The sequence below is a fragment of the Altererythrobacter sp. B11 genome (assembly GCF_003569745.1).
GTDB lineage: Bacteria > Pseudomonadota > Alphaproteobacteria > Sphingomonadales > Sphingomonadaceae > Croceibacterium_C.
The window spans coordinates 1,654,445-1,676,820 of the sequence record NZ_AP018498.1; the positions used below are offsets into that span (position 1 = coordinate 1,654,445).

The 22,376-nt window shown below is 67.5% G+C and carries 23 protein-coding genes and 1 pseudogene; 14 read left to right on the plus strand and 10 right to left on the minus strand.

Annotation, left to right across the window (positions count from 1 at the left end; all coding sequences use genetic code 11):
- Nucleotides 1–6: 6 nt before the first annotated feature.
- On the minus strand, nt 7–597 hold the full coding sequence (locus AEB_RS07940) for a TetR/AcrR family transcriptional regulator (protein ID WP_119082705.1): 591 nt from the start codon (nt 595–597) through the stop codon (nt 7–9).
- Between the two features lie 97 nt (nt 598–694).
- Between AEB_RS07940 and AEB_RS07945 the strand changes: the two genes are divergently transcribed.
- Both AEB_RS07945 and AEB_RS07950 read left to right on the plus strand, forming a co-directional pair.
- Complete coding sequence (locus AEB_RS07945) at nt 695–1,603, plus strand: CmcJ/NvfI family oxidoreductase (protein ID WP_119082706.1); 909 nt, start codon at nt 695–697, stop codon at nt 1,601–1,603.
- Between the two features lie 75 nt (nt 1,604–1,678).
- Nucleotides 1,679–2,485: an outer membrane protein assembly factor BamD gene (locus AEB_RS07950; RefSeq protein ID WP_119082707.1), complete on the plus strand. Its 807-nt coding sequence runs from the start codon at nt 1,679–1,681 to the stop codon at nt 2,483–2,485.
- 12 nt (nt 2,486–2,497) lie between these two features.
- Here AEB_RS07950 and AEB_RS07955 read toward each other — a convergent pair whose 3' ends face one another.
- Nucleotides 2,498–2,836, minus strand: coding sequence for a PilZ domain-containing protein (locus AEB_RS07955; protein ID WP_119082708.1), 339 nt, complete (start codon nt 2,834–2,836; stop codon nt 2,498–2,500).
- 164 nt (nt 2,837–3,000) lie between these two features.
- On the opposite strand from AEB_RS07955, the gene recN reads away from it, so the two are divergent.
- The 5 genes from recN to AEB_RS07980 all read left to right on the plus strand — a co-directional run bounded on the left by recN (nt 3,001) and on the right by AEB_RS07980 (nt 9,200).
- Nucleotides 3,001–4,665 carry a DNA repair protein RecN gene (gene recN, locus AEB_RS07960; protein ID WP_119082709.1) on the plus strand — a complete coding sequence of 555 codons (1,665 nt, stop codon included), beginning with the start codon at nt 3,001–3,003 and terminating at the stop codon, nt 4,663–4,665.
- Complete coding sequence (locus AEB_RS07965; RefSeq protein ID WP_119082710.1) at nt 4,665–5,168, plus strand: hypothetical protein; 504 nt, start codon at nt 4,665–4,667, stop codon at nt 5,166–5,168. The genes recN and AEB_RS07965 overlap by 1 nt, the downstream gene beginning before the upstream one ends.
- Before the next feature lie 48 nt (nt 5,169–5,216).
- Entirely contained in the window at nt 5,217–5,933 is a 717-nt protein-coding gene (locus tag AEB_RS07970; RefSeq protein ID WP_119082711.1) for a DUF4396 domain-containing protein, read from the plus strand.
- Nucleotides 5,934–5,973: 40 nt separating this feature from the next.
- A complete protein-coding gene (gene ligA / locus AEB_RS07975; protein ID WP_119082712.1) occupies nt 5,974–8,148 on the plus strand; it encodes an NAD-dependent DNA ligase LigA in 2,175 nt (724 codons plus the stop codon).
- 95 nt (nt 8,149–8,243) lie between these two features.
- Nucleotides 8,244–9,200: a hypothetical protein gene (locus tag AEB_RS07980; protein WP_145985278.1), complete on the plus strand. Its 957-nt coding sequence runs from the start codon at nt 8,244–8,246 to the stop codon at nt 9,198–9,200.
- A gap of 72 nt (nt 9,201–9,272) precedes the next feature.
- Here AEB_RS07980 and AEB_RS07985 read toward each other — a convergent pair whose 3' ends face one another.
- The 5 genes and pseudogenes from AEB_RS07985 to AEB_RS08005 form a co-directional block, all read right to left on the minus strand.
- Nucleotides 9,273–9,593 carry a YnfA family protein gene (locus AEB_RS07985; RefSeq protein WP_119084532.1) on the minus strand — a complete coding sequence of 107 codons (321 nt, stop codon included), beginning with the start codon at nt 9,591–9,593 and terminating at the stop codon, nt 9,273–9,275.
- Nucleotides 9,594–9,722: 129 nt separating this feature from the next.
- Nucleotides 9,723–10,151: pseudogene (locus tag AEB_RS18395) on the minus strand (DUF2459 domain-containing protein); the annotation flags it as partial.
- 128 nt (nt 10,152–10,279) lie between these two features.
- Nucleotides 10,280–11,185, minus strand: a complete 906-nt coding sequence (locus tag AEB_RS07995) for a 50S ribosomal protein L11 methyltransferase (RefSeq protein WP_119082714.1) — start codon at nt 11,183–11,185, stop codon at nt 10,280–10,282.
- Nucleotides 11,182–12,117, minus strand: coding sequence for a subclass B3 metallo-beta-lactamase (gene bla / locus AEB_RS08000; RefSeq protein ID WP_119082715.1), 936 nt, complete (start codon nt 12,115–12,117; stop codon nt 11,182–11,184). Before bla ends, AEB_RS07995 begins: the two co-directional genes overlap by 4 nt.
- A complete protein-coding gene (locus AEB_RS08005) occupies nt 12,107–12,832 on the minus strand; it encodes an SDR family NAD(P)-dependent oxidoreductase (RefSeq protein ID WP_119082716.1) in 726 nt (241 codons plus the stop codon). Before AEB_RS08005 ends, bla begins: the two co-directional genes overlap by 11 nt.
- A gap of 112 nt (nt 12,833–12,944) precedes the next feature.
- On the opposite strand from AEB_RS08005, the gene sdhC reads away from it, so the two are divergent.
- Genes sdhC through sdhA form a run of 3 tightly spaced genes read left to right on the plus strand, consistent with a single transcriptional unit; the run spans nt 12,945 to nt 15,583 of the window.
- Nucleotides 12,945–13,325 (plus strand): succinate dehydrogenase, cytochrome b556 subunit, encoded by a 381-nt coding sequence (sdhC, locus tag AEB_RS08010; protein ID WP_119082717.1) that lies wholly within the window; start codon nt 12,945–12,947, stop codon nt 13,323–13,325.
- Nucleotides 13,326–13,337: 12 nt separating this feature from the next.
- Nucleotides 13,338–13,724 carry a succinate dehydrogenase, hydrophobic membrane anchor protein gene (gene sdhD, locus AEB_RS08015; RefSeq protein ID WP_119082718.1) on the plus strand — a complete coding sequence of 129 codons (387 nt, stop codon included), beginning with the start codon at nt 13,338–13,340 and terminating at the stop codon, nt 13,722–13,724.
- The gene (gene sdhA / locus AEB_RS08020; protein WP_119082719.1) at nt 13,724–15,583 is read left to right on the plus strand and encodes a succinate dehydrogenase flavoprotein subunit; all 1,860 of its coding nucleotides are present in this window, start codon (nt 13,724–13,726) and stop codon (nt 15,581–15,583) included. Before sdhD ends, sdhA begins: the two co-directional genes overlap by 1 nt.
- A gap of 45 nt (nt 15,584–15,628) precedes the next feature.
- On the opposite strand, the gene AEB_RS08025 is transcribed toward sdhA, so the two are convergent.
- Nucleotides 15,629–16,270 carry a peptidylprolyl isomerase gene (locus AEB_RS08025; RefSeq protein WP_119084533.1) on the minus strand — a complete coding sequence of 214 codons (642 nt, stop codon included), beginning with the start codon at nt 16,268–16,270 and terminating at the stop codon, nt 15,629–15,631.
- 262 nt (nt 16,271–16,532) lie between these two features.
- On the opposite strand from AEB_RS08025, the gene AEB_RS08030 reads away from it, so the two are divergent.
- On the plus strand, nt 16,533–16,973 hold the full coding sequence (locus tag AEB_RS08030; RefSeq protein WP_119082720.1) for a YidH family protein: 441 nt from the start codon (nt 16,533–16,535) through the stop codon (nt 16,971–16,973).
- Nucleotides 16,974–16,979: 6 nt separating this feature from the next.
- On the opposite strand, the gene AEB_RS08035 is transcribed toward AEB_RS08030, so the two are convergent.
- Entirely contained in the window at nt 16,980–18,152 is a 1,173-nt protein-coding gene (locus AEB_RS08035) for an alpha-hydroxy acid oxidase (RefSeq protein ID WP_119082721.1), read from the minus strand.
- Nucleotides 18,153–18,325: 173 nt separating this feature from the next.
- Here AEB_RS08035 and AEB_RS08040 point away from each other — a divergent pair, with 173 nt between their 5' ends.
- Nucleotides 18,326–18,658, plus strand: coding sequence for a BlaI/MecI/CopY family transcriptional regulator (locus AEB_RS08040; RefSeq protein WP_231958980.1), 333 nt, complete (start codon nt 18,326–18,328; stop codon nt 18,656–18,658).
- Complete coding sequence (locus tag AEB_RS08045; protein WP_119082723.1) at nt 18,655–20,466, plus strand: M56 family metallopeptidase; 1,812 nt, start codon at nt 18,655–18,657, stop codon at nt 20,464–20,466. Before AEB_RS08040 ends, AEB_RS08045 begins: the two co-directional genes overlap by 4 nt.
- Nucleotides 20,467–20,554: 88 nt before the next feature.
- Here AEB_RS08045 and ypfJ read toward each other — a convergent pair whose 3' ends face one another.
- Nucleotides 20,555–21,424 carry a KPN_02809 family neutral zinc metallopeptidase gene (gene ypfJ, locus AEB_RS08050; RefSeq protein WP_119082724.1) on the minus strand — a complete coding sequence of 290 codons (870 nt, stop codon included), beginning with the start codon at nt 21,422–21,424 and terminating at the stop codon, nt 20,555–20,557.
- Between the two features lie 111 nt (nt 21,425–21,535).
- Here ypfJ and AEB_RS08055 point away from each other — a divergent pair, with 111 nt between their 5' ends.
- Nucleotides 21,536–22,294, plus strand: a complete 759-nt coding sequence (locus tag AEB_RS08055; RefSeq protein ID WP_119082725.1) for a 3-hydroxybutyrate dehydrogenase — start codon at nt 21,536–21,538, stop codon at nt 22,292–22,294.
- The last annotated feature ends 82 nt before the right edge of the window (nt 22,295–22,376 follow it).

Genomic DNA, 22,376 nt, shown 5'->3' on the forward strand with positions numbered 1-22,376 from the left:
GCCGCGTCAGCCTCCGTCGCCCCCCAGCGCCGCCCCGGCGAAACGGCACAGGCGTTCCAGTTCGCGGGCCTGGGCGGCGGCGTCGGCGCCCTGCGTCCTCCGCGGCGGCGGGCCGAGCGCGGCGCCGGCGATGTAGCGCAGCCGCGCGGCCGTTTCCTCCGCCGCCAGCCACGGCAGTCGTGGAGCCAGCAGCCGGTGGACGCGCGTGGCGACTCCGGCCATCTCGCCCCACACCGCCTCGCGCGGTTCCGGGGCGCCATGCGCGGCGATTTCGTCCAGCACCACCAGCGCCCGGCCCTGCCGGTCGAAGGCGGCGGGGGCGAGCAGCGGGCCCAGCCAGATGCGCAGCAACTCGTCCGTATCGAACTCCTCCGCCTCCGGCTGGTCCAGCGCGGCCCAGGCTTCGCGCATCGGACCGAGGTTGCATTCGCACAATTCGCCCAGCAGCCCGGCCACGCTGCCGAAATGATAGGTGACCAGTGTGGGGTTGAGGCCCGACACCTCTCCCACCCGGCGCACGGTGAGTGCCGTCACCCCTTCGCGCAGGATCACCTGTTCGGCGGCGGCGAGCAGTCGGAGGCGGGTGGGCTGGCTCATGATCCGCTTCCTCTAGGGCCATACTGGGTCTTGCGTAAGAGCGCGGGATGATGGATTTATACAAGTGTATAAAACGCGAATCCGGGAGAAACGTCAAATGGCAACCGTGGCCGATCCGAACGTGGAAGAGGGCGCGCGTCAGGTGCGCTCCACCATCCGCTATGTCGATCCGGGCGATTTCGTCACCCGCCGCTATGTCAGCCAGGGGGCGGAAATCAACACCGGCACCTATTCCGATCACGAGGTGATCGTGCGCGACGGCATGCCGATCCGCGACCATTTCCAACTCGACGTCCACGGCTTCATGATCGCCCGCAATCCCACGGCGGTGAGCGATTTCGACGACAAGGCCATGGTGGATCGCTTCTATGAGCGGGAAGTGGAAGAGCATATCCGCCGCCTGACCGGGGCGGACAAGGTGGTGGCGCGGGGCTGGATGATCCGCACGAGCGCCGATCTTTCCGAACGCGCCCGGCAGAAGGCGGAGAATTACCAGCACACCGGCGGCGTGCAGCCGCCCGCGGGGGAGGCGCATATCGACCTCAACACTCCCACCTCGCGGCGCATGGCAGACGCCACCTATCGCAAGCATTTCCCCGATGGGCCGGGCTACAAGCGCTTCCTCATCACTTCCTACTGGCGCACCTTCTCTCCGCCGCCGCAGGACGTGCCGCTGGCGCTGTGCGACGGGCGCACCAGCTTTGCCGGGGAGGAGAAGAGCAACACGCTGTTCGTGGTGGACGAGTTTCCGCAGGGCGATGCACTGACCGCGCCGGTGGCGGGGGAGGCGGACATGATGGCTGCCACCATCCCCAGCTACAGCCCGGAGCACCGCTGGTGGTATTTCTCCAACATGGAGGCGGAGGACATCCTGCTGTTCAAGTTCCACGACAGCGATCATGCGCGCACCTGGCGCTGCCCGCACACCGCCTTCTTCGATCCCAGCTTCCCCGATGCGAACACCCGCGCCAGCATAGAGGTGCGCTCGGTCGCCTTCTTCGAATGAGGGGCGGGGCCGCATGGCGGGGGAGAGCGCGCGACTTCACTTGGCGTTCACGATGGCGCTGGCTATAGGCGCGGCATGACGCTTCGCATTTCCCGCAAGACCGCCGTGATCGCCGCGCTGGCCGCCGGCTCCACTCTGGTGACCGGCTGTGCCTCTTCTCGCGGGGGCAACCGCGGCGATACGGCCTATGTCGCGCGCGATGTGGAATCGCTCTACATGGCGGCCAAGGAACGGCTGGACCGGGGCGATGCGAAGATCGCCGCCGCCCTGTTCGACGAGGTGGAGCGCCAGCATCCCTATTCGCCCTGGGCCCGCCGCGCCCAGTTGATGAGCGCCTTCTCCTATTACGTGCGCAAGGATTACACGCAGGCGATCCAGTCCGCGCAGCGTTTCCTGTCGATCCATCCGGGCAACAAGGACGCGCCCTACGCCTATTACCTGATCGCCCTGTGCTATTACGAGCAGATCAGCGATGTGGAGCGGGACCAGAAGATCACCGAGCAGGCGCTGACCGCACTCACCGAAGTGCAGCGCCGCTATCCGGACAGCGAATATGCGGCCGACGCGCGGCTGAAGATCGACCTGGTGAACGATCACCTGGCCGGCAAGGAAATGGAGATCGGCCGCTTCTACGAAACGACCGGCAAATGGATCGCGGCCGACATGCGCTTCCAGAACGTGGTCAAGAATTACCAGACCACCAGCCATGTCGCCGAAGCGTTGTTCCGCCTGACGGAAACCAATCTCGCGCTGGGCATCCCGCAGGAAGCGAAGAAATATGCCGCCGTGCTGGGGGCCAACTATCCCGGCAGCGTTTGGTATGAAAAGGCCTATGATCTCCTGCGCAAGGATGCGCCGCAGGAACTGGCCAGCGCCAACTGAGCGGCGCGGCCCTCAGGTGCCGTAGCGGCGGGCGTCCTCTTCCTCGCCGCGGCTGCAGTTCACGAGCTCAAGCAATTCCCCCATGTGCAGCGCCCGCTCAAAGCGGACGCCGGCAATCCCGTCATGCGCCCAGCGGATGAAGCCGGTCAGCGCCGGGCGCTGACCCATGTTGAGCGTCACCTTCTCGCCTTCGCTGAAGTTGCGGAAGCCCAGCTTGCTGACCCGGCAACCTTCGGAAGAAAGCTCGATCATCAGTCCGCGTGCCGGCTTCCCGCCATCGCGCGGACAGAGACCGACCGGCCTCTTCACGGCGAAGCGCTTCCTCGCGCGGATCATCGTCAAACCGGACATCGCCCCCTCGTTCTCACGGTATCGAGCGACGAATAGCGCATGGTTTGATTAATAAATACTTGTTCTGCCTCTGCAGGCGCCTTGCATCCCCCCATGCAAGAGCGGTGTAAAACGGGCCTGCCGTTGCGGTTTGCGCCGCCGCCCCGTAAAGCGGAAAGCGCGCTATGCTGACTTCGCTCGCGATCCGAAACATCGTCCTGATAGAGGCGCTCGATCTCGCGTTCGCGCCGGGCCTCGGTGTGCTGACGGGCGAGACCGGGGCGGGAAAGTCCATCCTGCTGGATGCGCTGGGGCTGGTGCTGGGCAATCGCGCGGAAACCGCGCTGGTCCGCGCCGGGGAGGATCAGGCCTCGGTCACGGCGACCTTTGAATTCCACGCCTTGCCGCCGCCTATCCGCGAGGCGCTGGCCGAAGCGGAGATGGAGGTGGAGGCGGGCGAACCGCTGATCATCCGCCGCCGCCTGCGCGCCGACGGCGGGTCCAAGGCCTTCATCAACGACCAGTCCGCCAGCGCCGCCCTGCTGCGCCAGATCGCCCCTGCGCTGGTGGAACTGCACGGCCAGCACGACGATCGCGGCCTCGTCAATCCGCGCGGCCATCGCGCTCTGCTCGATCGCTATGCCGGGGCCGATGTGGCGGCGGTGGAGGCGACATGGACCCGCTGGCGCGCAGCGCGCAGCAAGCTGGAAAGCGCCCGGGCGGAGATCGATCAGGCGCGGGCGGAGCAGGATCTCCTCCTCGCTCATCTGGCGGAACTCACTGCGATCGAGCCGCAGGAGGGGGAGGAAGAGATGCTCGCCCTGGCCCGCGCCGATATGCAGAAGGGGGAGAAGCTCTCCGGCGATCTCGAGCAATTGCGGCTGCTGTGGGACGGCTCCGATTCCGCGCTCGCCAGCCTGCGCGCAGCCGCCCGGCGGCTGGATCGCATCGCCGAGGAACATCCCCTGCTTGGCGAGGCGCTCTCCGCGCTGGATCGCGCGGTGATCGAAGCGGGCGAGGCCGAAGCGAAGCTGGAACAGGCGGCGGAGGCGCTGCAGCACGATCCGGCGGAGCTGGACCGCATCGAATCGCGCCTGTTCGAACTGCGCGCGCTGGCGCGGAAGCATGATTGCGCGGTGGACGAACTGCCCGCCCGTATGCGAACGCTCCGCGCGAGCCTAGATGCGATCGAAGCCGGCGATGCCGAAATCGGCGCCTTGCAACGCGCGGAGGAGGAAGCCGGCACGGCCTATCGCGAGGCGGCGCACGCCCTTCGCGCGCGGCGCGTGGAAGCAGCCGGCCGGCTAGACGAGGCCGTGGCGGGCGAACTCGCGCCGCTCAAGCTGGATGCCGCACGTTTCCAGACCGCCGTCACCGAACTGCCGGAAGAGCGGTGGGGGCCCGCCGGCATGGACGCGGTGGAATTTCTCATCTCCACCAATCCGGGCGCTGACTTCGCGCCTCTCGCCAAGATTGCCAGCGGCGGCGAATTGTCGCGTTTCATCCTCGCGCTCAAGGTCGCGCTTGCCGAACAGGGCGGCGCGGCGACGGTGATCTTCGACGAGATCGACCGCGGCGTGGGCGGCGCGGTCGCCAGCGCGATCGGCGAACGGCTGGCACGGCTGGCGGGCGGAGGGCAGTTGCTCGCCGTTACCCACAGCCCGCAGGTGGCGGCGCGGGGCACACAGCACTACATGATTGCCAAGTCGAGCGAGGGCACGGTCACGCGCACTTCGGTGGTGCTGCTGGATGCCGCCGGCCGGCAGGAGGAGATTGCCCGCATGCTGTCAGGCGCCGAGATCACCAGCGAGGCCCGCGCGCAGGCCGATCGCCTGCTGGAGGGCGTGTGATGCGCCTCCCGCTCCTTAGCACCGTGGCCTTGCTGGGCGCCTGCACCACCGCGCCCGCCGATGGCGATCCGCCGCCGCCGCCCCCACTGGCGGCCGATATGCGCGCCCCTGTGCTGGCCCTGTTCGAACACGCGGTGGAGGCCTATTTCGCCGGGGCGGGCGATTTGCCGCCGACCACCTGCGCCGTGTTTCGGAGCGAAGGCGACAATCACGGGGACAGTGGCCTCTCCGCCGCGCAGGAGGAGCGTTTGCTCAAGCGCTTCCCGCGTCTCGCCCCGGCCGATCGCTGCCAGTGGGACGGAAGTAAATATGCCGACAGCATCACCGGCGATCCCGCGACGGTGATCGACGTCTATCGGTTTAGGTGTGAAGGCGACAGCGCTTGCACCGGCTGGGTAAATACGCGCGGCCAAGGTGCCTGTGAACCGGCGGCGCAATATCGCATGCGGTTCGCCGAAGGCCGCTGGCGATTCACGCGCGACGAGCGGGTGCTGGCGCAATAGCCACCGGCAGATGGGGAACCCGGCCGCCGCTGCTGCCGTTCGCCCCACATGCCGCAACCGGATTTTCCCGCCTGGCTGCACTGGCTGGCCATTCTATCACTCGCCATCGGCGGCCTGTGTGCCCTGTGGATCGTCGATGACGTTCGGCGCCACCCGCAGAAGATGGCGATCATGAATGTGGTGTGGCCGCTCACTGCTCTGTTCGGCTCCGTGCTGTGGCTGTGGTTCTATCTCTCCTGGGGCCGGCTGAAAGGCGCCGGCATAGAGGGCTGGGAAGGAGAGCCACCCTTCTGGATCGCGGTTGCCAAGGGCGCGAGCCATTGCGGCGGAGGCTGCACGCTGGGCGACATCATTGCAGAATGGGCGGCCTTCGCTATGCCAGCGCTGGCGGTGTGGTTCGGCTGGCACACGCTGTTCGCCGAAAAGCTCTTCGCCGTATGGGTGCTGGATTATCTCGTCGCCTTCCTCCTCGGCGTGATCTTCCAGTATTTCACCATCAAGCCGATGCGCGACCTCTCCGTGGGGCAGGGCATCTGGCAGGCGGTGAAGGCCGATGCGGCCTCGATCACCTCGTGGCAGGTGGGCATGTACGGACTGATGGCGCTGATCCAGTTCGCCTGGTTCCGGCCGGCCTATGGCGGGCTAGCGGAGGTGTCGACGCCGGAATTCTGGTTTGCCATGCAGCTGGCCATGCTGGCCGGTTTCTGCACCGCCTTCCCCGTGAACTGGTGGCTGGTGCGCGCAGGGCTGAAAGAGCGGATGTGAGCGCTGGAAAGCCGCCGCCATTCGCGCCATAGCTCCGCCCATGGAGCCTGATGCGAACCCGATCTCCGAAGCGGATGCCGCCAACGAACTGATGCGGCTGGCGCGGCAGATCGCCCGCCACAACCGCCTCTATCATGCGGAGGATTCGCCGGAAATCTCCGACGCGGAATATGATGCGCTGGTGCGGCGCAATGCAGAGCTGGAAGCCGCCTTCCCGCATCTGGTTCGCGAGGATTCGCCATCCCGCCAGGTGGGGCACGAGATCGCCGCATCGCCGCTGTCCAAGGTGCGGCACGAAGTCCGCATGATGAGCCTCGACAACGCCTTTTCCGATGAGGAGGTGGAGGAATTCGTCGCCCGCGTGCGGCGATTCCTCTCCTTGGCTGAGGATGAGGAGATCGGCTTCACCGCAGAAGACAAGATCGACGGCCTGTCCTGCTCGCTGCGCTATGAGCATGGGCGGCTGGTGATGGCCGCTACGCGCGGCGATGGCGAAGTGGGCGAGAATGTCACCGCCAATGTCGCCTTCATTCCCGACATCCCCCAGCAACTCGATGGGGAGGCGCCCGATGTGTTCGAGGTGCGCGGCGAAGTCTATATGGAAAAACAGGCGTTTACCGCGCTCAACCAACAGTTGATGGAAGATGCGCGCGAGAAGGCCGAGAGCCGCGGCGAGGCGTTCGATCCTGCATCCGTGCGGCAGTTCGCCAATCCGCGCAACGCCGCCGCCGGATCGCTGCGGCAGAAGGACGCCAGCGTCACCGCCGCGCGGCCACTGCGGTTCTGGGCGCATGGCTGGGGCGCAGCCTCGGACGTGCCGGGCGAGACGCAGCATGAGGTGATGCAGCGGATCCAAGCCTGGGGCCTGCCGATCTCGCCCCACCTGCGGCGGTGCGGTTCGGTGGCGGAGATGCTGCAGCATTATCGCCGCATTGCCGCGGGGCGGACGGGGCTCGCCTATGAGATCGACGGCGTGGTCTATAAGGTCGATCGGCTCGACTGGCAGCGCCGGCTCGGCTTCGTGGCCAAGGCGCCGCGCTGGGCGCTGGCGCACAAGTTTCCGGCCGAGCGGGCGGAGACCACGCTGCAGCAGATCGACATCCAGGTGGGCCGCACCGGCAAGCTCACGCCGGTCGGGCGGCTGGCGCCGGTGCTGGTCGGCGGCGTCACCGTGACCAATGTCACCCTGCACAATCGCGACGAGATCGCGCGGCTGGGCGTGCGGCCGGGGGACCGGCTGGTGGTGCAGCGCGCCGGGGACGTGATCCCGCAGGTGGTGGAAAATCTCACGCGCGAGGCCGATCGCCCGCCCTATGTGTTCCCCGACCACTGCCCCGAATGCGGCAGCGAGGCGGTGGCCGAGGAAGGGGAGGTGGATGTCCGCTGCACCGGCGGGCTGATCTGTCCGGCCCAACGCACCGAGCGGCTCAAGCATTTCGTGAGCCGCGGCGCGCTCGATATTGAAGGACTGGGCGAAAAAACGATCGACCAGTTCTTCGCGCTCGGCTGGCTGGAGAGCCCCGCGGACATCTTCCGCCTGAAGGACCGCCGCGACGACATTCTGGCCCTTGAGGGGTGGCAGGACAAGTCTGTGGACAATCTATTGGCAGCGATCGAGGCCAAGCGTACGCCCGATGCCGCCCGCCTGCTGTTCGGCCTCGGCATCCGCCATGTCGGCGCGGTGACCGCGCGCGATCTGCTCAAGGGGCTGGTGGACATCCACCTGCTTCCCGCAAAGGCGGCCGAGATCCACCGCTATCGCGAAGAGAACCCGCGCGGCGAGGAGGAGAGCGAAGGCAAGTTCAACACGCGCACGGTGGAAGCGATCAAGGCCATCCTGCAGGTGCGGACGGATGGGATCGGCACCGCCGTCGGCAATGCGCTGGCCGATTTCTTCCACGAAGAGCACAATCGCCGCGTGTGGGACGATCTGATGGGGCTGCTCGATCCGCCGCCCTATGAGGTGGAGACGCGGGCCAGCGCGGTCTCGGGCAAGACGGTGGTCTTCACCGGCAAGCTGGAGACGATGAGCCGCGACGAAGCCAAGGCCCAGGCGGAGGCGCTGGGCGCCAAGGCAGCGGGCACGGTCAGTGCTAAGACCGATCTGGTGGTGGCCGGGCCGGGCGCGGGCAGCAAGCTCGGCAAGGCGGCCGAACTGGGTATCGAGGTGATCGACGAGGCAGCCTGGGCGGAGATCGTGAAGGCGGCGGGCTAGGCCGGCGCCCTATCCTTTGCCCTCGTGCGGATGAACGGTCGACAGGCGCGGACACCGACACTATCGGCCAATCATCGCCATGGTTGGGGGCTAGTATGCGTAAGGGTTTGTTTGCCGCGGGTCTGGCGGCCTGCGTGATGTTGGGTGGAGCGACGGCCGCACAGGCGCAGTTTGGCGGCCTGGGAAAGATCCTGAAGGAAGTCGGCGCACCGGCGATCCCCAATATATTCGAGGGCCAGGCGCCGATTTCGACGAGCATCAAGGATGCGACCTACGGCGATCCGACACGCGACGATTTCGTACCGCCCGCAGCGCAGCAACTGACCGCGCTCGAGCGCACGGACAAGGGCGGTTTCCGCCTGCAGCCCGGCTACTACGTCATGGAAGCGCAGAGCTATTGCCTGCACGCCGGCACGCACGGGCCGACGGGCGGCGATGGCTATCTGTATGCGCCGGTGAAGGGCTCCGCGCGCGATGCCGTGATTGCGATCCTGCAGAATTCGAACAATCACCCGGAGATCGAACAGCACGATATCCAGCTGTTGCTGTGGGCGATCGTGGCGCGGGCGAAGTTCGAGGATCTCGACCACAGGCTGCAACTCACCGCCGCGCAATTGCTCACGTCGCGCCAGCTCGCTTCGCTCAACCGCAATGCGCTGTCTGTTCTGACGAGCTCGCAATTGTCGAGCATCACCGGCGGGCTGCCCGGCCCGCTGCGGACGGTCGTCGAGGCCGAGTCCAAGATGCGCGGCCTGCTGACTGCGCCGGGCGGCGTGGATTATTCCCAGATCGAGCAGATCGCGGTGTTGACCGGTGCAGCTCCGATCGGGCCGGGAAGCATGGATGTGCCCACCGAGCGCTGGAGCCTGCACCCCGATGGCTATTGGATTCGCTACCTGCCGAGCGGCTATTCGCACACGACGGTGAACGTCTATGTCGCGCCGGAGAGCCCAGCGGTGGGCAAGGTGTATGATCCGGCACAGGCGATCGCCGTACCCGGCAACACCGCGCGGCAGCGGCTGGCCCAGTCGGGCAGGATCTACGCTAGCTAGGCACCCGCCGGCGTAGCTCGGCATTTAGGTAATCGACGAAGCGGCCTCGGCGGAGATCGTGGAAGCCGCGGGTTAGCTGCGCGGCCCCCACAGGATCAGTGCGGCCCCGCACAGGCATATTGCCGCGCCCGCCACATCCCAGCGATCAGGGCGGGCGCCTTCGACGAGCCACAGCCACAGCAGCGACGAGGCGATATAGATCCCGCCATATGCGGCGTAGGCGCGCCCCGCATTCGTCGCGTCGATCAGGGTCAGGAGCCAGGCGAACAGGCATAGCGACGCGAGCCCGGGAAGCACGAGCAGAGCCGACCGATCGAGCCGCAGCCAGGCCCAGAAGGCAGAGCAGCCGGCGATTTCCGCGGCTGCCGCTCCGATATAGATCAAGAATGCCATCTCGTTGCTCCCCGCTTGCCGTTCCGCGTCAGCCTGCCGCACCGGCACCCACTTCATCACCCCGCCGGCAAAGGGCGTCCACCAGCCGGTGCGCGCACCCGCCTGCGCGAGCATGTTGCTGGTCCACTGGTTGCAGGTGTTGCCGGGCGTGTAGCGGCCTGCGGCGTCGTAGAACACGTCCTGCGGGCCGTAGCCGCGATGGATCACGCGCGGGCGGGGCGGCACGGAGCCTTCGATGGCGGCCACGAGCCGGCGGTATTGCGCCGGGGTGAGGCGCAGCGGGCGGGCCGAGGCGGAGGGGGCAGGGCGCACGTAATGGGCGACATGCAGCACCCCTTTGCCGCCGAGGCCGGCGATCCTGAGCACCGTGCCGGGCGAGAGATCCCACCAGCTGGGCGTGTTGAGAAACACCTCATGCTCGCCCCAGCTGACCGCGACATGGGTGTAGGGTCGCAACGGATCGGCGAGATCGGCGGCGGGAAAATCGCTGCGCCAGTCCTTCTCCGGCGTGACGAGCGGCAGGATCAGCCCGGTGTGGATGCCATTGGTTTCGACCATGATCTCCACCCCGGAGGCGGGTTCCTCCCACCCGGCATTGCGGGGGATCGCGCTGCCGATCCAGCCGGCGAGGGCGAACAGCGCAATACACAGCGCGAGCCCCGCCAGGGCGAGGCCGAGCGCGCGGATCAGCCGACGGGCCGCCGGCGCAGCCACAGTATCGACCAGTCACCATTCACCAGCCGCGCCGCGAGGCGGAAGCCGGCCGTGCGATAGGCGCCGCGCACCGCCGCCTCCTGCGTTTCGAGCAGGCCGGCGAGCAGCAGCGATCCGCCCGGGAGCACCGCCGCTGCGAAATCGCCCGCCAGCGCCACCAGCGGCCCGGCAAGGATATTGGCAATCAGCAGATCATAGGGCGCGCCCGCCTGCAGCACCGGGTGATCCATTCCTTCGGCTGCCAGCATGGTCAGCTGCCCCGCACGATGCCCAAGGGGGATGCCGTTCATCGCCGCATTGCCTTCCACCACCGATCGGCACACCGGATCGATGTCACTTGCCGTGGCGTGGGCAGAGGGCCAGAGATGCATCGCGGCAAAGGCCAGCAGGCCGGTGCCGGTGCCGATATCGGCCAGATTGCGCACCACCACGCCCCGCCGGCGCATTGCGTCCAGCACGGCAAGGCAGCCCGCGGTGGTGGCGTGCTGGCCGGTGCCGAAGGCCTGGCTGGCGGGGATCGTGAAATCGACCACGCCGGGTCCATCCTCGGCGGGGAAATCGGGCGTATGGATGTGGAATCGGCCGGCGCGGATCGGCGTCACCAGCTTCTGGCTTTCCGTCACCCAATCCGTTTCGGGCAGCTTCTCCGCCACCAGTTCCGGCGCCCCTTGCGCGAACAGCGCCGCGACGGCCGCCTTGTCCACCTTGGTCGGGCGGCGCGGCAGATAGGCCACCAGTTGCCAGTCGTCCGGCCTGTCCTCCGCCAGTTCGGAGCCGGTGAGCACGATGTCCGCATCCCAGTCCTCCTGCGCCTCATGCGCGGCGAGGGCCGATTGCACCGCCGGCTTGGGCGCCAGCGCCGTCAGCTTCCAGCTCACCGCGCGGCTTCCTCCGCCAGGCGGGCATCCAGCCGCTTGCCGATGCTTTCGGCATAGGCGCGGCAGGAAGGTTCGCCGAAGGGCGAGCCGAAGGCCAGCCGCTTGCGCATGCCGCTGGCCGAAGGGTGCGGCGTCAGCACGATGGTGCAGCTGAGCTGGCTGAGATGCTGCAGGCCCAGGCGATAGAGCGCGACGTAATCGGGATGATCGCTGAAGCGATAGCTGTCGCTGCTGATCGGCGAGAGGCTGTCGGCATAGACCATGGTGGCGCAGGTGTTGCCCGCGCAGGATCGCCACTGCCAACTAACCGCGCCCGGCGTGTGGCCGGGGGTGAACACGGGCACGAAGGTGAGCGAGCCCAGCTTCACCGGCTTGCCGTCTTCCAGGATGCCATCCACCCGTGCGGGCGCGAAGGAATCGAGAATGCCGTTCTGCGGGTCGAGCTCCGATGGCTCGCCGCTCGCCATCACCGGCGCCGCCGCGGGGGAGGCGAGCAGTTTTGCACCGGTGCGGCGCTGCAATTCCGCAATGCCCCCCACATGGTCGAAATGCTCGTGGCTGGTCAGCAGCAGCTTCACGTCGGACAGCTTGAAACCGAGTTTCTCGATATTGGCCGCGACCACATCGGCGCCCACCCGCGTGCCGCTGTCGATCAGGACATTGCCCTGATCCCCGATCACCAGAATGGCCGTGATGCCGCAGGTGCCGACGTAATAGCTGTTGCCATAGATGCGGAAGGGCGGGCCGGGCTTGTCCCAATCGTCCTGATCCTCGCAAGCGGCCGCCCATTGCTGCTGTTCGGCCCCGTCCCAGCCGGAATCGGCGGGCGTGTCGGGCACCACGGGCGCCGCCGTGGGCTGCGCCTGAGTGGCCGTAGGGAGGAGGGCGGCGGCGGCCACCGCAGCGGCGATGAGGGCGATTCTAGCGGACATAGCTGGCGCCATTGGCATCGATTGTCGCGCCCGTCATGCTCGGCGGCGCGTCCAGTGCGCAGAATGCGGCGATTTGCGCGATCTCGCCCGGCTCGCCCACGCGGCCCAGCGGAATGTCCGCCAGCAGGCCGGGGCCGCCCCGGCTGGCGAGATAATCGCCCGCCATGGCCGTATCCACGAAGCCCGGCGCGATGGCGTAGGACAGGATGCCCTGCCCGGCATAGGCGCGGGCTATCGTCTTGTGCATCGCCAGCATCCCGCCCTTCGCCGCGGCATAATGCCAATGGTCGGGCGAATCCCCGCGATGGCCGGCGCGGCTCGCCACATGGACGATCCGCCCGCGCAGCCCATCGCCCCCCGGCTCCCGCTCCAGCCAGTGGCGCACGGCGAAGCGGCTGAGCTGGGCGGCGGAGGTGAGATTGATGCGCAGCGTATCCTCCCACGCATCCAGCCAGGCGATATCCGACGAATCGAGCGGCGTCGCGCTGAACAGGCCGGCGTTGTTCACCAGCACGTCGATCCGGCCGCCGGCTTGCTCCAGCGCCTGCTGCCACAGCAATTGGGGGGAGGGTGGATCGGAGAGGTCGGCTCCGATCATGCCGGGCTCATGCGCGGTGCTGCCATGGGTCAGCACGGTGGCGCCGCGGCTGCGCAGCAGGTCCGCAATGGCCTTGCCGATGCCGCGGCTCGATCCGGTAATAAGGATAGTGGTCATGCCGTGTTCCTAGACTTTCACGGGGCAGGGGGAAAGGGAAGCACCGCGATCCTTGTCAGAAGCGGCACAATCGCTAAGGGAGCAGGACATTCGCATTCTTCGGGATAACGCCATGGCAAACCGCCCGCTTTCACCGCATCTGCAGATCTGGAAATGGGGACCGCACATGCTCGTCTCCATCCTCCACCGCGTGACCGGCGACGGCATGGCCTTCGTCGCCCTGCCGGTGCTGCTGTGGTGGCTCGGCTCGCTGGCGGCGGGGCCTGAAGCCTATGCGACCTTCGCCTGGGCCGCCACCACGCCGATCGGCTATCTGGTGCTGGTCGGCATTTCCTGGGCCTTCTTCAACCATATGAGCTCGGGCATCCGTCACTTCGTGATGGATATCGGCGCCGGCTTCGAACTGACCACGAACAAGGCGTGGTCGATTGGTTCGACCGCCATCGGCGTGGTGCTCACCGTGGCCTTCTGGGCCGCGATCCTGCTTTCCTGAGGACATATCGCAATGGGCAATGGAACCTCGATCGGTCGTGTGCGCGGGCTCGGCACCGCGCATGAAGGCACGCACAGCTGGCTGCTGCAGCGCTTCACCGCTGTCGGCAATCTGCTGCTGGTGGGCTTCTTCGCGATTTCCCTGATCCTGCTGCCGGATTTCTCCTACGCCACGGTGCGGGGATGGATTTCCTCGCCCGTACCCGCCACGGCGATGGCGCTGCTGGTGATTTCCGTGTTCTGGCATGCGCGCATGGGCCTGAACGAACTGATCGGCGACTATGTTCATGAGGCGGGCAACAAGCTGGCCGCGGTGCTGGCGCTCAATCTCGCGGCCTTCGGCGGGGCGGCCTTCGGCCTGTTCTCGATCGCACGCCTGGCCCTGGGGGGAGCCGCCTGATGGCCAATCCCGCACCCACGACGCCGGACACCACGCCCGGATCGCGCACCGGCACGCAGCCGGCCTATCAGATCATCGACCACACCTATGACGTGGTGGTCGTCGGCGCGGGCGGTTCCGGCCTGCGCGCCACCATGGGCAGCGCCGAAGCCGGACTGAAGACGGCCTGCATCACCAAGGTCTTCCCCACGCGCAGCCACACCGTGGCGGCGCAGGGCGGCATTGCCGCCAGCCTGGGCAACAACACGCCCGATCACTGGCAATGGCACATGTACGACACGGTGAAGGGGTCGGACTGGCTGGGGGACCAGGACGCCATCGAATACATGGTGCGCGAGGCGCCGCATGCGGTGTACGAACTGGAGCACGCCGGCGTGCCCTTCAGCCGCAATGCCGATGGCACGATCTACCAGCGGCCCTTCGGCGGGCACATGCAGAACATGGGCGAAGGCCCGCCGGTGCAGCGCACCTGCGCCGCGGCGGACCGCACCGGCCACGCCATGCTTCACGCGCTCTACCAGCAGAGCCTGAAGTATGATGCCGATTTCTTCATCGAATATTTCGCCATCGATCTGATCATGAGCGGCGGCAAATGCGTGGGCGTGATCGCCATCTGCCTGGATGACGGTTCGATCCACCGCTTCCGCTCGCAGGCCGTGGTGCTGGCGACCGGTGGCTATGGCCGCTGCTATTTCACCGCCACCTCCGCGCACACCTGCACCGGCGATGGCGGCGGCATGGTGCTGCGCGCCGGCCTGCCGCTGCAGGACATGGAATTCGTGCAGTTCCACCCCACCGGCATCTATGGCGCCGGCGTGCTCATCACCGAAGGCGCGCGCGGCGAGGGCGGCTATCTCACCAATTCGGAAGGCGAGCGGTTCATGGAACGCTACGCCCCCTCGGCCAAGGATCTGGCCAGCCGTGACGTGGTCAGCCGCAGCATGGCGCTGGAAATCCGCGAAGGGCGCGGCGTGGGGCCGAACAAGGACCACATCTACCTGCACCTCGATCATATCGATCCCAAGGTGCTGGCGGAGCGGCTGCCCGGCATCACCGAAAGCGGCAAGATCTTTGCCGGGGTTGACCTGACGCGCCAGCCCCTGCCGGTGGTCCCCACGGTGCATTACAACATGGGCGGCATTCCCACCAATTATCACGGCGAAGTCGTGACCATCGGTGCGGACGGCAATCCGGAAACCGTGGTGCCCGGCCTGTTTGCGGTGGGCGAGGCGGCCTGCGTTTCGGTGCATGGCGCCAACCGCCTCGGCTCCAACTCGCTGATCGACCTCGTGGTGTTCGGTCGCGCGACCGGCCACCGGCTGAAGGAGCTGGTGAAGCCCAATGCCGCGCAGGACGAGCTGCCGAAGGACAGCGCCGATCTGGCGCTCACCCGGCTCGATCACTTCCGCAACGCCAGGGGCGGTTCCTCCACCGCCAAGATCCGCACCGACATGCAGCGCGCCATGTCCGCCCACGCCGCCGTGTTCCGCACGGACGAACTGATGGCGGAAGGCAAGCAGCAGCTCGGCCAGATCTACCGCGCGATGGAGGATATCTCCGTCACCGACCGGTCGCTGATCTGGAACTCCGACCTCATCGAGACGCTGGAGCTGGACAATCTGATCGCCCAGGCCACTGTGACGATGCATTCCGCGCATAACCGCAAGGAATCGCGCGGTGCCCATGCGCATGAGGATTATCCCGAGCGCGATGATGCCAACTGGATGAAGCACACCGCGGTGTGGTTCGAAGGCTGGGGCGGCAAGGGCGGCGGCGTGCGGATCGATTACCGCCCGGTGCATGATTTCACCCTCACCAGCGACGCCGAATACATCAAGCCGAAGAAGCGCGTTTACTAATCCACGCCGCGTCCTCCGGCGCCTCGCGGTGCCGGGGGGCGGCTCCTATTCCCCGCCTGCCGCATCCACGCGGTGCGCGCGGATGATCTTCACCGGCTGCGCCAGTATCTGGCCCCTCATCCAGCCTTCGCCTTTCTCCGGATCCACCGGGGAATCGAAAATCGTGCGGACCACCTCCATCCCGTCGGTCACCCGGCCGAACACCGCGTAGCCGAGGCGGAAATTCTCGTCCTCCGACTTCGGATCGGCGTCGAGGCCGGGCTGCGGGCTTACCATGATCGAGAAATCGCCCGTTGCCGTGCCGGGCTCGTTGCGGGCCATCGAGAGTGCACCCACGACATCATGGGTGAGGCCCGTCTCGCTGGTCGGCTCATGCGCGATCGGCGCCATGATCCGCTTCGGATCGTTCTGCGTGCCCCCCTGGAGGAGCCCGTTGGGCTGCTCGCCCCAGTCCAGCCGCATGGCGCGGTAGAAGACGGTGCCGTCGAAGCGGTGGTTGTCCACATAGCGCAGGAAATTGCCCGCGGTGATCGGCGCCCGCTCCACCTCCAGCGCCATGGTGATGTCCCCCTGCTCGGTTTCGAACACCACATCCACCGTGCGCGGCGCGGGCTCTGCCGGCGCATCCTGGGCGAAGGCGGCGGCGGGAAGGATCAGGGCGAGGGGGAGAGCGAATCGTTTCAGCATGGCCGCAGAGTGGAAGGAAGCCGCCCGCAGGGCCAGCCCGATTTGCCGCCCGCGCCCCACTCGGTTCGTCGCAGCTGGAGAACGCTTGGAACGCCGTGGAACAGGGTTCTTTGGCAGAAAAGCGGGCCTGGCACACGAGCCCCCGAAGCGGGAGGCGGGGCGGGATAGAGAGCGCAGCCGGGCATGGCTCGCGCATGGCCGACCGGCGGCGGAGTAGGAAATCCGCCGCGGCACTAGCCCGGCCTTTGTGCGTTAGGCGGGCATGGCACAACAGGGCGAGACGGCGGCGGCGCATGCCCAGCAGAAGCTGGCGAAGAGCGCGGACAAGCTGGTGGAAAGCGCCGACACACAGGAAGACAGTGCCGATCGCCGCACCCAGCTGGCCGCGGACCGTACGCTGCTGGCGGCGGAGCGGACCTATGCCGCCTGGATGCGCACCGGGCTCGCTTCACTGGCGGCGGGCATCGGCGCGAAGGCGCTGCTGGAAGAGCTGGTCCACCCTTGGCTGGTGCTGGCGGCGTCCATCGTCCTGATCCTGTTCGCGGAGTTCTGCTTCCTTGCCGCAGTGTGGCGCGAACTGGCACGCAGCGTGCCGCCGCCCCGACCGGATACCCGGCGCCTGCCGCCCTGGCTGCTGCTGTTGTTCAACAGCTTCCTCCTGGTGCTGGGGCTGGCGGTGCTGATCGGGATCGTCACCCGCTGAGGCGGTTCAGCGCCAGCGCAAATTCTCGCGCGTCAGCTGCTCCACCGAGGTGACGCCCATCAGCTTCATGTCGCGGACGATTTCCGCCTCCAGCAGGCTGAGCGCGCGCTCCACCCCGGCCTGCCCGGCGGCGGCCAGCGCGTAGAGATAGAGGCGCCCGCCGGAAACCGCCTTCGCCCCCAGGCTCAGCGCCTTCAGCACATGGGTGCCGCGTCGCACGCCGCCATCCAGGATCACCTCCACCCGGTCCCCCACCGCGTCGACGATTTCGGCCAGCTGGTCGAAGGGCGCGCGGCTGCCGTCCAGCTGGCGCCCCCCGTGGTTGGAGATCATGATGGCATCCACGCCGATGTCCGCCGCGCGCCGCGCATCGGCCACGGACATGATGCCTTTCAGGCAGAACTTGCCGCCCCAGTCCTGCCGCAGCCGGTCCGCCGCGGCCCAGTCCATCGACTGATCGAGCATGGTGTTGAAATAGTCGGCCACCGAGAGCGCGAAGCTGCTGCCGGCGTCCACATGGTCCTTGAGGTTCGCCAGCTCGAATTTCTCGCGGAACAAATAATCCAGCGCCCAGCGCGGCTTGGCGGCATAGGAGAACACGCTGGCCGGCGTAATGCGCGGCGGGGTGGTGAAGCCGGTGCGCAGGCAGCGTTCGCGATTGCCGCCCACGATCGTATCCACCGTCAGCGTCACCGCATCGAATTGCGCGGCGCGGGCCCGTTCCAGCAGGGCGGCGTTCAGCCCCTTGTCCTTGTGATAGTAATACTGGAGCATCTTGGGGCCGGAGAAGCGGCGGCCGATCTCCTCTATGCTCACGCTGGCGAGGCTGGATATGCCGAACCACAGGCCGAACTTTTCCGCCGCCGCTGCCGTGGCGCGCTCGCCCTGCCAGTGGAACAGCCGCTGCAGCGCGGTGGGGGAGAGCATCAGCGGCAGCGCGGTCTTGCGGCCGAGCACGGTGACGGAGGTATCGACCTCTTCCACGCCCGCGAGCACATTGGGGACGAGATCGACGGCATCGAACGCTTCGGTGTTGCGCCGCTTGGTCGCTTCATCATCCGCCGCGCCATCAATGTAATGGAACACCGGAAAGGGCAGCTTGCGCCGCGCCAGTTCGCGGAAATCGGCGATGTTGTGGCACCTGGCCAGGCTGGTTGCGCGATGCGGCGGTCCGTCCATGTCCGATCCCTAGCCAGCGGCGGCCGCATTGGCAAAACGTTCATCCACGCTTCATGTTTACAAACGTAATCGAATCGCCTACACACGTAATCGTCAGGGAGGACGGTGTGGCGGATTCTACCGATACGATCGAAGGCGGGGCGGAGCGGATCAGCGAGGCCGAACATGCCGTGATGGAGGCGCTGTGGCAGCGCAGCCCGCAGACGGCCGCCGAAGTGTGCGAGGCGGTGTGCGCGGAGCGCGGCTGGTCCATGCCCACGGTGAAGACATTGCTTTCGCGGCTGGTCGCGAAGGGCGCCGTGGACACGGAGCCCGATGGCCGCCGTTTCCTCTATTCGCCCCTGCTGGCACGCGAAGCCTATCTGGGCGGCGAATCGCGCCGGCTGGTGGACCGCCTGTTCGGCGGCCGCGCCGCGCCGCTGTTTGCCTTCCTGGCCGAGAATGAGGCGCTGAGCGACGAGGACATCCGCGAGATCGAGGATCTGCTGCGGGAGATGCGGCAATGAGCGCCTGGCCGCTGGAGATCCTGTTCGATACGCTGCTCTACACGGGGCTGCTGATCGCCGTGGTGCTGTTGCTGCGCCGGCCGGTGGCCCGCCATTTCGGGCCGCAGATCGCCTATTCGCTGTGGGCGCTGCCCTTCCTGCGGCTGATCATGCCGCCGATCGTGCTTCCCGCCAGCTATGCGCCCGAAAGCGAAGCCATGCTGGAGACGGCGCTGGCGGTTCCCGCTGCCCCTTCCACCGGCGTAATGGCCGGCAATGCCGGGGCGGCCATCGCTGCCACGCCTTTCGCCAGCGGGTGGAGCTGGTCCGACGCGGCGCTGCAGCTGGCCGAACAATCGCTCCTGCCGCTGTGGCTGGCGGGGGCGATGGTGTTCCTCGGCTGGCGGATCGTCTCCTATCGCCGGATGCGGGAGGATCTTCTGGCCGAAGCGCGCCCCGTGGGCGACGTGGGCCGCATCCGGCTGGTGGAGACGCCCGCCGTCACCGCGCCGGTGGCCTTCGGCGTGCGGGACAAGGTGATTGCCCTGCCGCAATTCTTCATGGCCCAGCGGGACATCGCCTCGCGCGATCTCGCCATTGCGCACGAGCTGGCGCATCATCGGGGCCGCGATCTGCTTGCCAATTTCGCCGCGCAGGCGGTGCTGGCGCTGCACTGGTTCAACCCGCTCGCCTGGATCGGCTGGCGCGCCATGCGCCGCGATCAGGAAGCGGCCTGCGATGCGCGCGTGCTGTCCGGCCGCGGGCGGGAAGACCGGGTGCGCTACGCCGCCCTGATCGCGAACATAGCTGCGGGGCCTCGCCTTGCACTGGCTGCGCCGATGGCCTGCCCGGTGCTGGGGGAGAAGTCCATCATCCATCGTTTGAGGAGTCTCACCATGACCGAGACGACCCGCCGCCAGCGCCTGCTGGGCCGCAGCCTGGTGGCCGCAGGGGCGCTTGCCCTGCCGCTCACGGCCTCCATTGGCTACGCCGCCGCGGCGCCACTCATGCCGGCGGCGCCCGTGCCGCCAGCACCGCCTGCCGCGCCCGAGCCGCCGGCCGCGCTCTCTGCCCTGCAATTGCCGGAGCCGCCCGCACCGCCGGCTCCCCCTGTGCCCCCGGCCGTCCCGCACTCGGCGCAGATGACCACCTCCGCCGACGGCAAGACGCGCGTGTGGATCTGGCGCGAGAAGGATGCGAACGGCGAGACGCGCACTCGCCGGGTGGAGGCCCATTCGGACGACGGCAATTTCGACGAGGACGAGATGCAGCGCCGCATGGACGAGGCCGAAGCTGCGCGCGACCGGGCTGAGCTGCACCGGGATATGGCGGAAGCCCAGCGCGAACGCGCCGAGGCCCTGCGCGAAGCCGCGCGGGAGCGGCAGCAGGCCTTACGCGAGGCGGGACGGGAGCGGCAGCAGGCGCTGGCCGAAGCGCAGCAGGAGCGCAACCGCGCCTTGCAGGAGATGAGGGCCGAGATGGCGCGCGCCCGCTACGAAGTGAAGCAGCAGCTGGGCGAGGACAGCCCGGTCACCGCGACCGCGCTGCGCCAGCTTGCGGTGGCGGAGAAGGCCGCCACCAGCGCCGCCATGCAGGCAATGAACTTTGCGTTTTCCTGCGATGGGAAAGCCGCGTCTCGCACGGTTGCCGCCAGCGGCACGGGCGCCGTGGCGGTGAACTGCGGCGATTCCGCGATGGCCGTCGCCGTGCAGGGGATGAAGCAGGCGCGCGCCGCCATTGCCGCCAATTCGGCCATTCCCGCGCGGGAACGCGCCGAAGCGTTGCGCGATATGGACGCCAGCCTGGCCGAAATGTCGCAAGAGCTCTGATCGGTCCGAAGCAGTCCCCGGGCCGGTTGGTCATGGCGGCGGAGTTCCGGCAGCGGAGCTCCGCCGCTTTGGCGTGGGCCGCCGGCCGCTAGAGCCCGCGCTCCACGATCCGGTCGCACTGGGTGTCGTCGCCCGACTGCATCCCCAGCCGCAGCGCCTGCATCCGCTGCTCGCTCGATCCATGGGTGAAGTTTTCCGGCACCACTGCACGGCCCGCGCTGCGCATCAGCGTGTCGTCGCCGATGGCGTTGGCCGCGGTCATTCCCTCTTCGAAGTCGCCGGGCTCGATAAGGTCGCGGTTGCGGCCGGCCCAGACGCCGGCATAGCAATCGGCCTGCAGCTCCATCCGCACCTGCAGCTGGTTGGCCTGCGGCGGATTGCTCTGCTGGGCGGAGCGGATTTGCGAGGCCACCCCGGTCAGCTGCTGGATGTGGTGGCCATATTCATGGGCGATCACGTAATAGCGCGCGAAATCGCCGCCCGCGCCCATCTCCTGCGCCATCTGGTCGTAGAAGCTGGTGTCGATATAGATACCTTCGTCCGCCGGGCAGTAGAACGGCCCCATCGCGCTGGAGGCGGCGCCGCAGCCGGACGCCGTGCCCCCGCGATAGAACACCAGTTCGGGCTGTTCGAAGGGGATGCCCGCCTGCTGGAACAGCGGCTGCCAGGTGCGGTTGAGCGAATCGAGCGCGTTGCAGGCTTCCAGCGCATAGTCGTTGGCGGTGCAGAGCTCCTCCGCCCCGCTGCCGGAGGGGGCCTCCTGCCGGGAAGGGCCGGCCTGCTGCAACTGGTCCATGGTGCCGAGCATCTGTGCCGGGTCCACGCCGAACACCAGCGCGCCCACGATCACCACCACCAGCCCGCCGCAGCCGATCTTGCCGCCGCCGCCGCCGGGAAATCCGCCGCCGCCGCCGCTGCGCACGCGGATATTCCCGGGATTGAAACGATCGAGCCGCATGCCTCCTCCTTAAGTATGACTTCCCGCAATTATCGCTGGCGCCGGCGGGTTGCGAGCACCATCTTCAACCGCGTCCCACGGGCATGAAAGCCCAATTTGCAGGAGTTCCTTATGTTCCTCAGCGGCAAGCGTGCACTCGTCACCGGTTCGACTTCGGGCATCGGCCTCGCCATGGCGCGGGCCTTCGCGGCGGAAGGCGCGCAGATCGTCCTCAACGGTTTCGGCGACGAGCAGGAAATCGCGAAGATTCGCGAGGAGCTGGGCGGCGCGGATTATGTGAACGAGGATCTGACCACCGCCGAAGGCGTGGAAGCGCTGATGAAGGGCGCGGGCGAGGTGGACATCCTCGTCAACAATGCCGGCATGCAGCATGTCGCCCCGGTGGAGGAATTCCCGCCGGCGATGTGGGACAAGATTATCGCGCTCAACCTCACGGCGCATTTCCACACCACGCGGCTGGCCGTGCCGGCGATGAAGAAGAAGGGCTGGGGCCGCATCATCGCCACCGCCAGCGCGCATTCGCTGGTCGCGAGCCCGTTCAAGACCGCCTATGTTTCCGCCAAGCACGGCGTGGCGGGCTTCACCAAGACGATCGCGCTGGAGCTGGCGACGCATGGCATTACCGCCAATTGCATCAGCCCCGGCTATGTCTGGACCCCGCTGGTCGAAAACCAGATCCCCGACACGATGAAGAGCCGCGGCATGACGCGCGATCAGGTGATCAACGAGGTGCTGCTGGAACAGCAGCCGACCAAGAAGTTCGTGACGCCCGAACAGGTGGCCGCGATCGCGCTGTTCCTCTGCCGCGACGAAGCCGAGAACATCAACGGCGCGAACTACTCGATCGACGGCGGCTGGACGGCCGAATGATGCGCCGCTGAGGGGGGCACGCTCCGGCTGCTGTGCAGGCAATCGGATGCCCCCCTAGCGGATGGCGCAAACCGCGTTTACA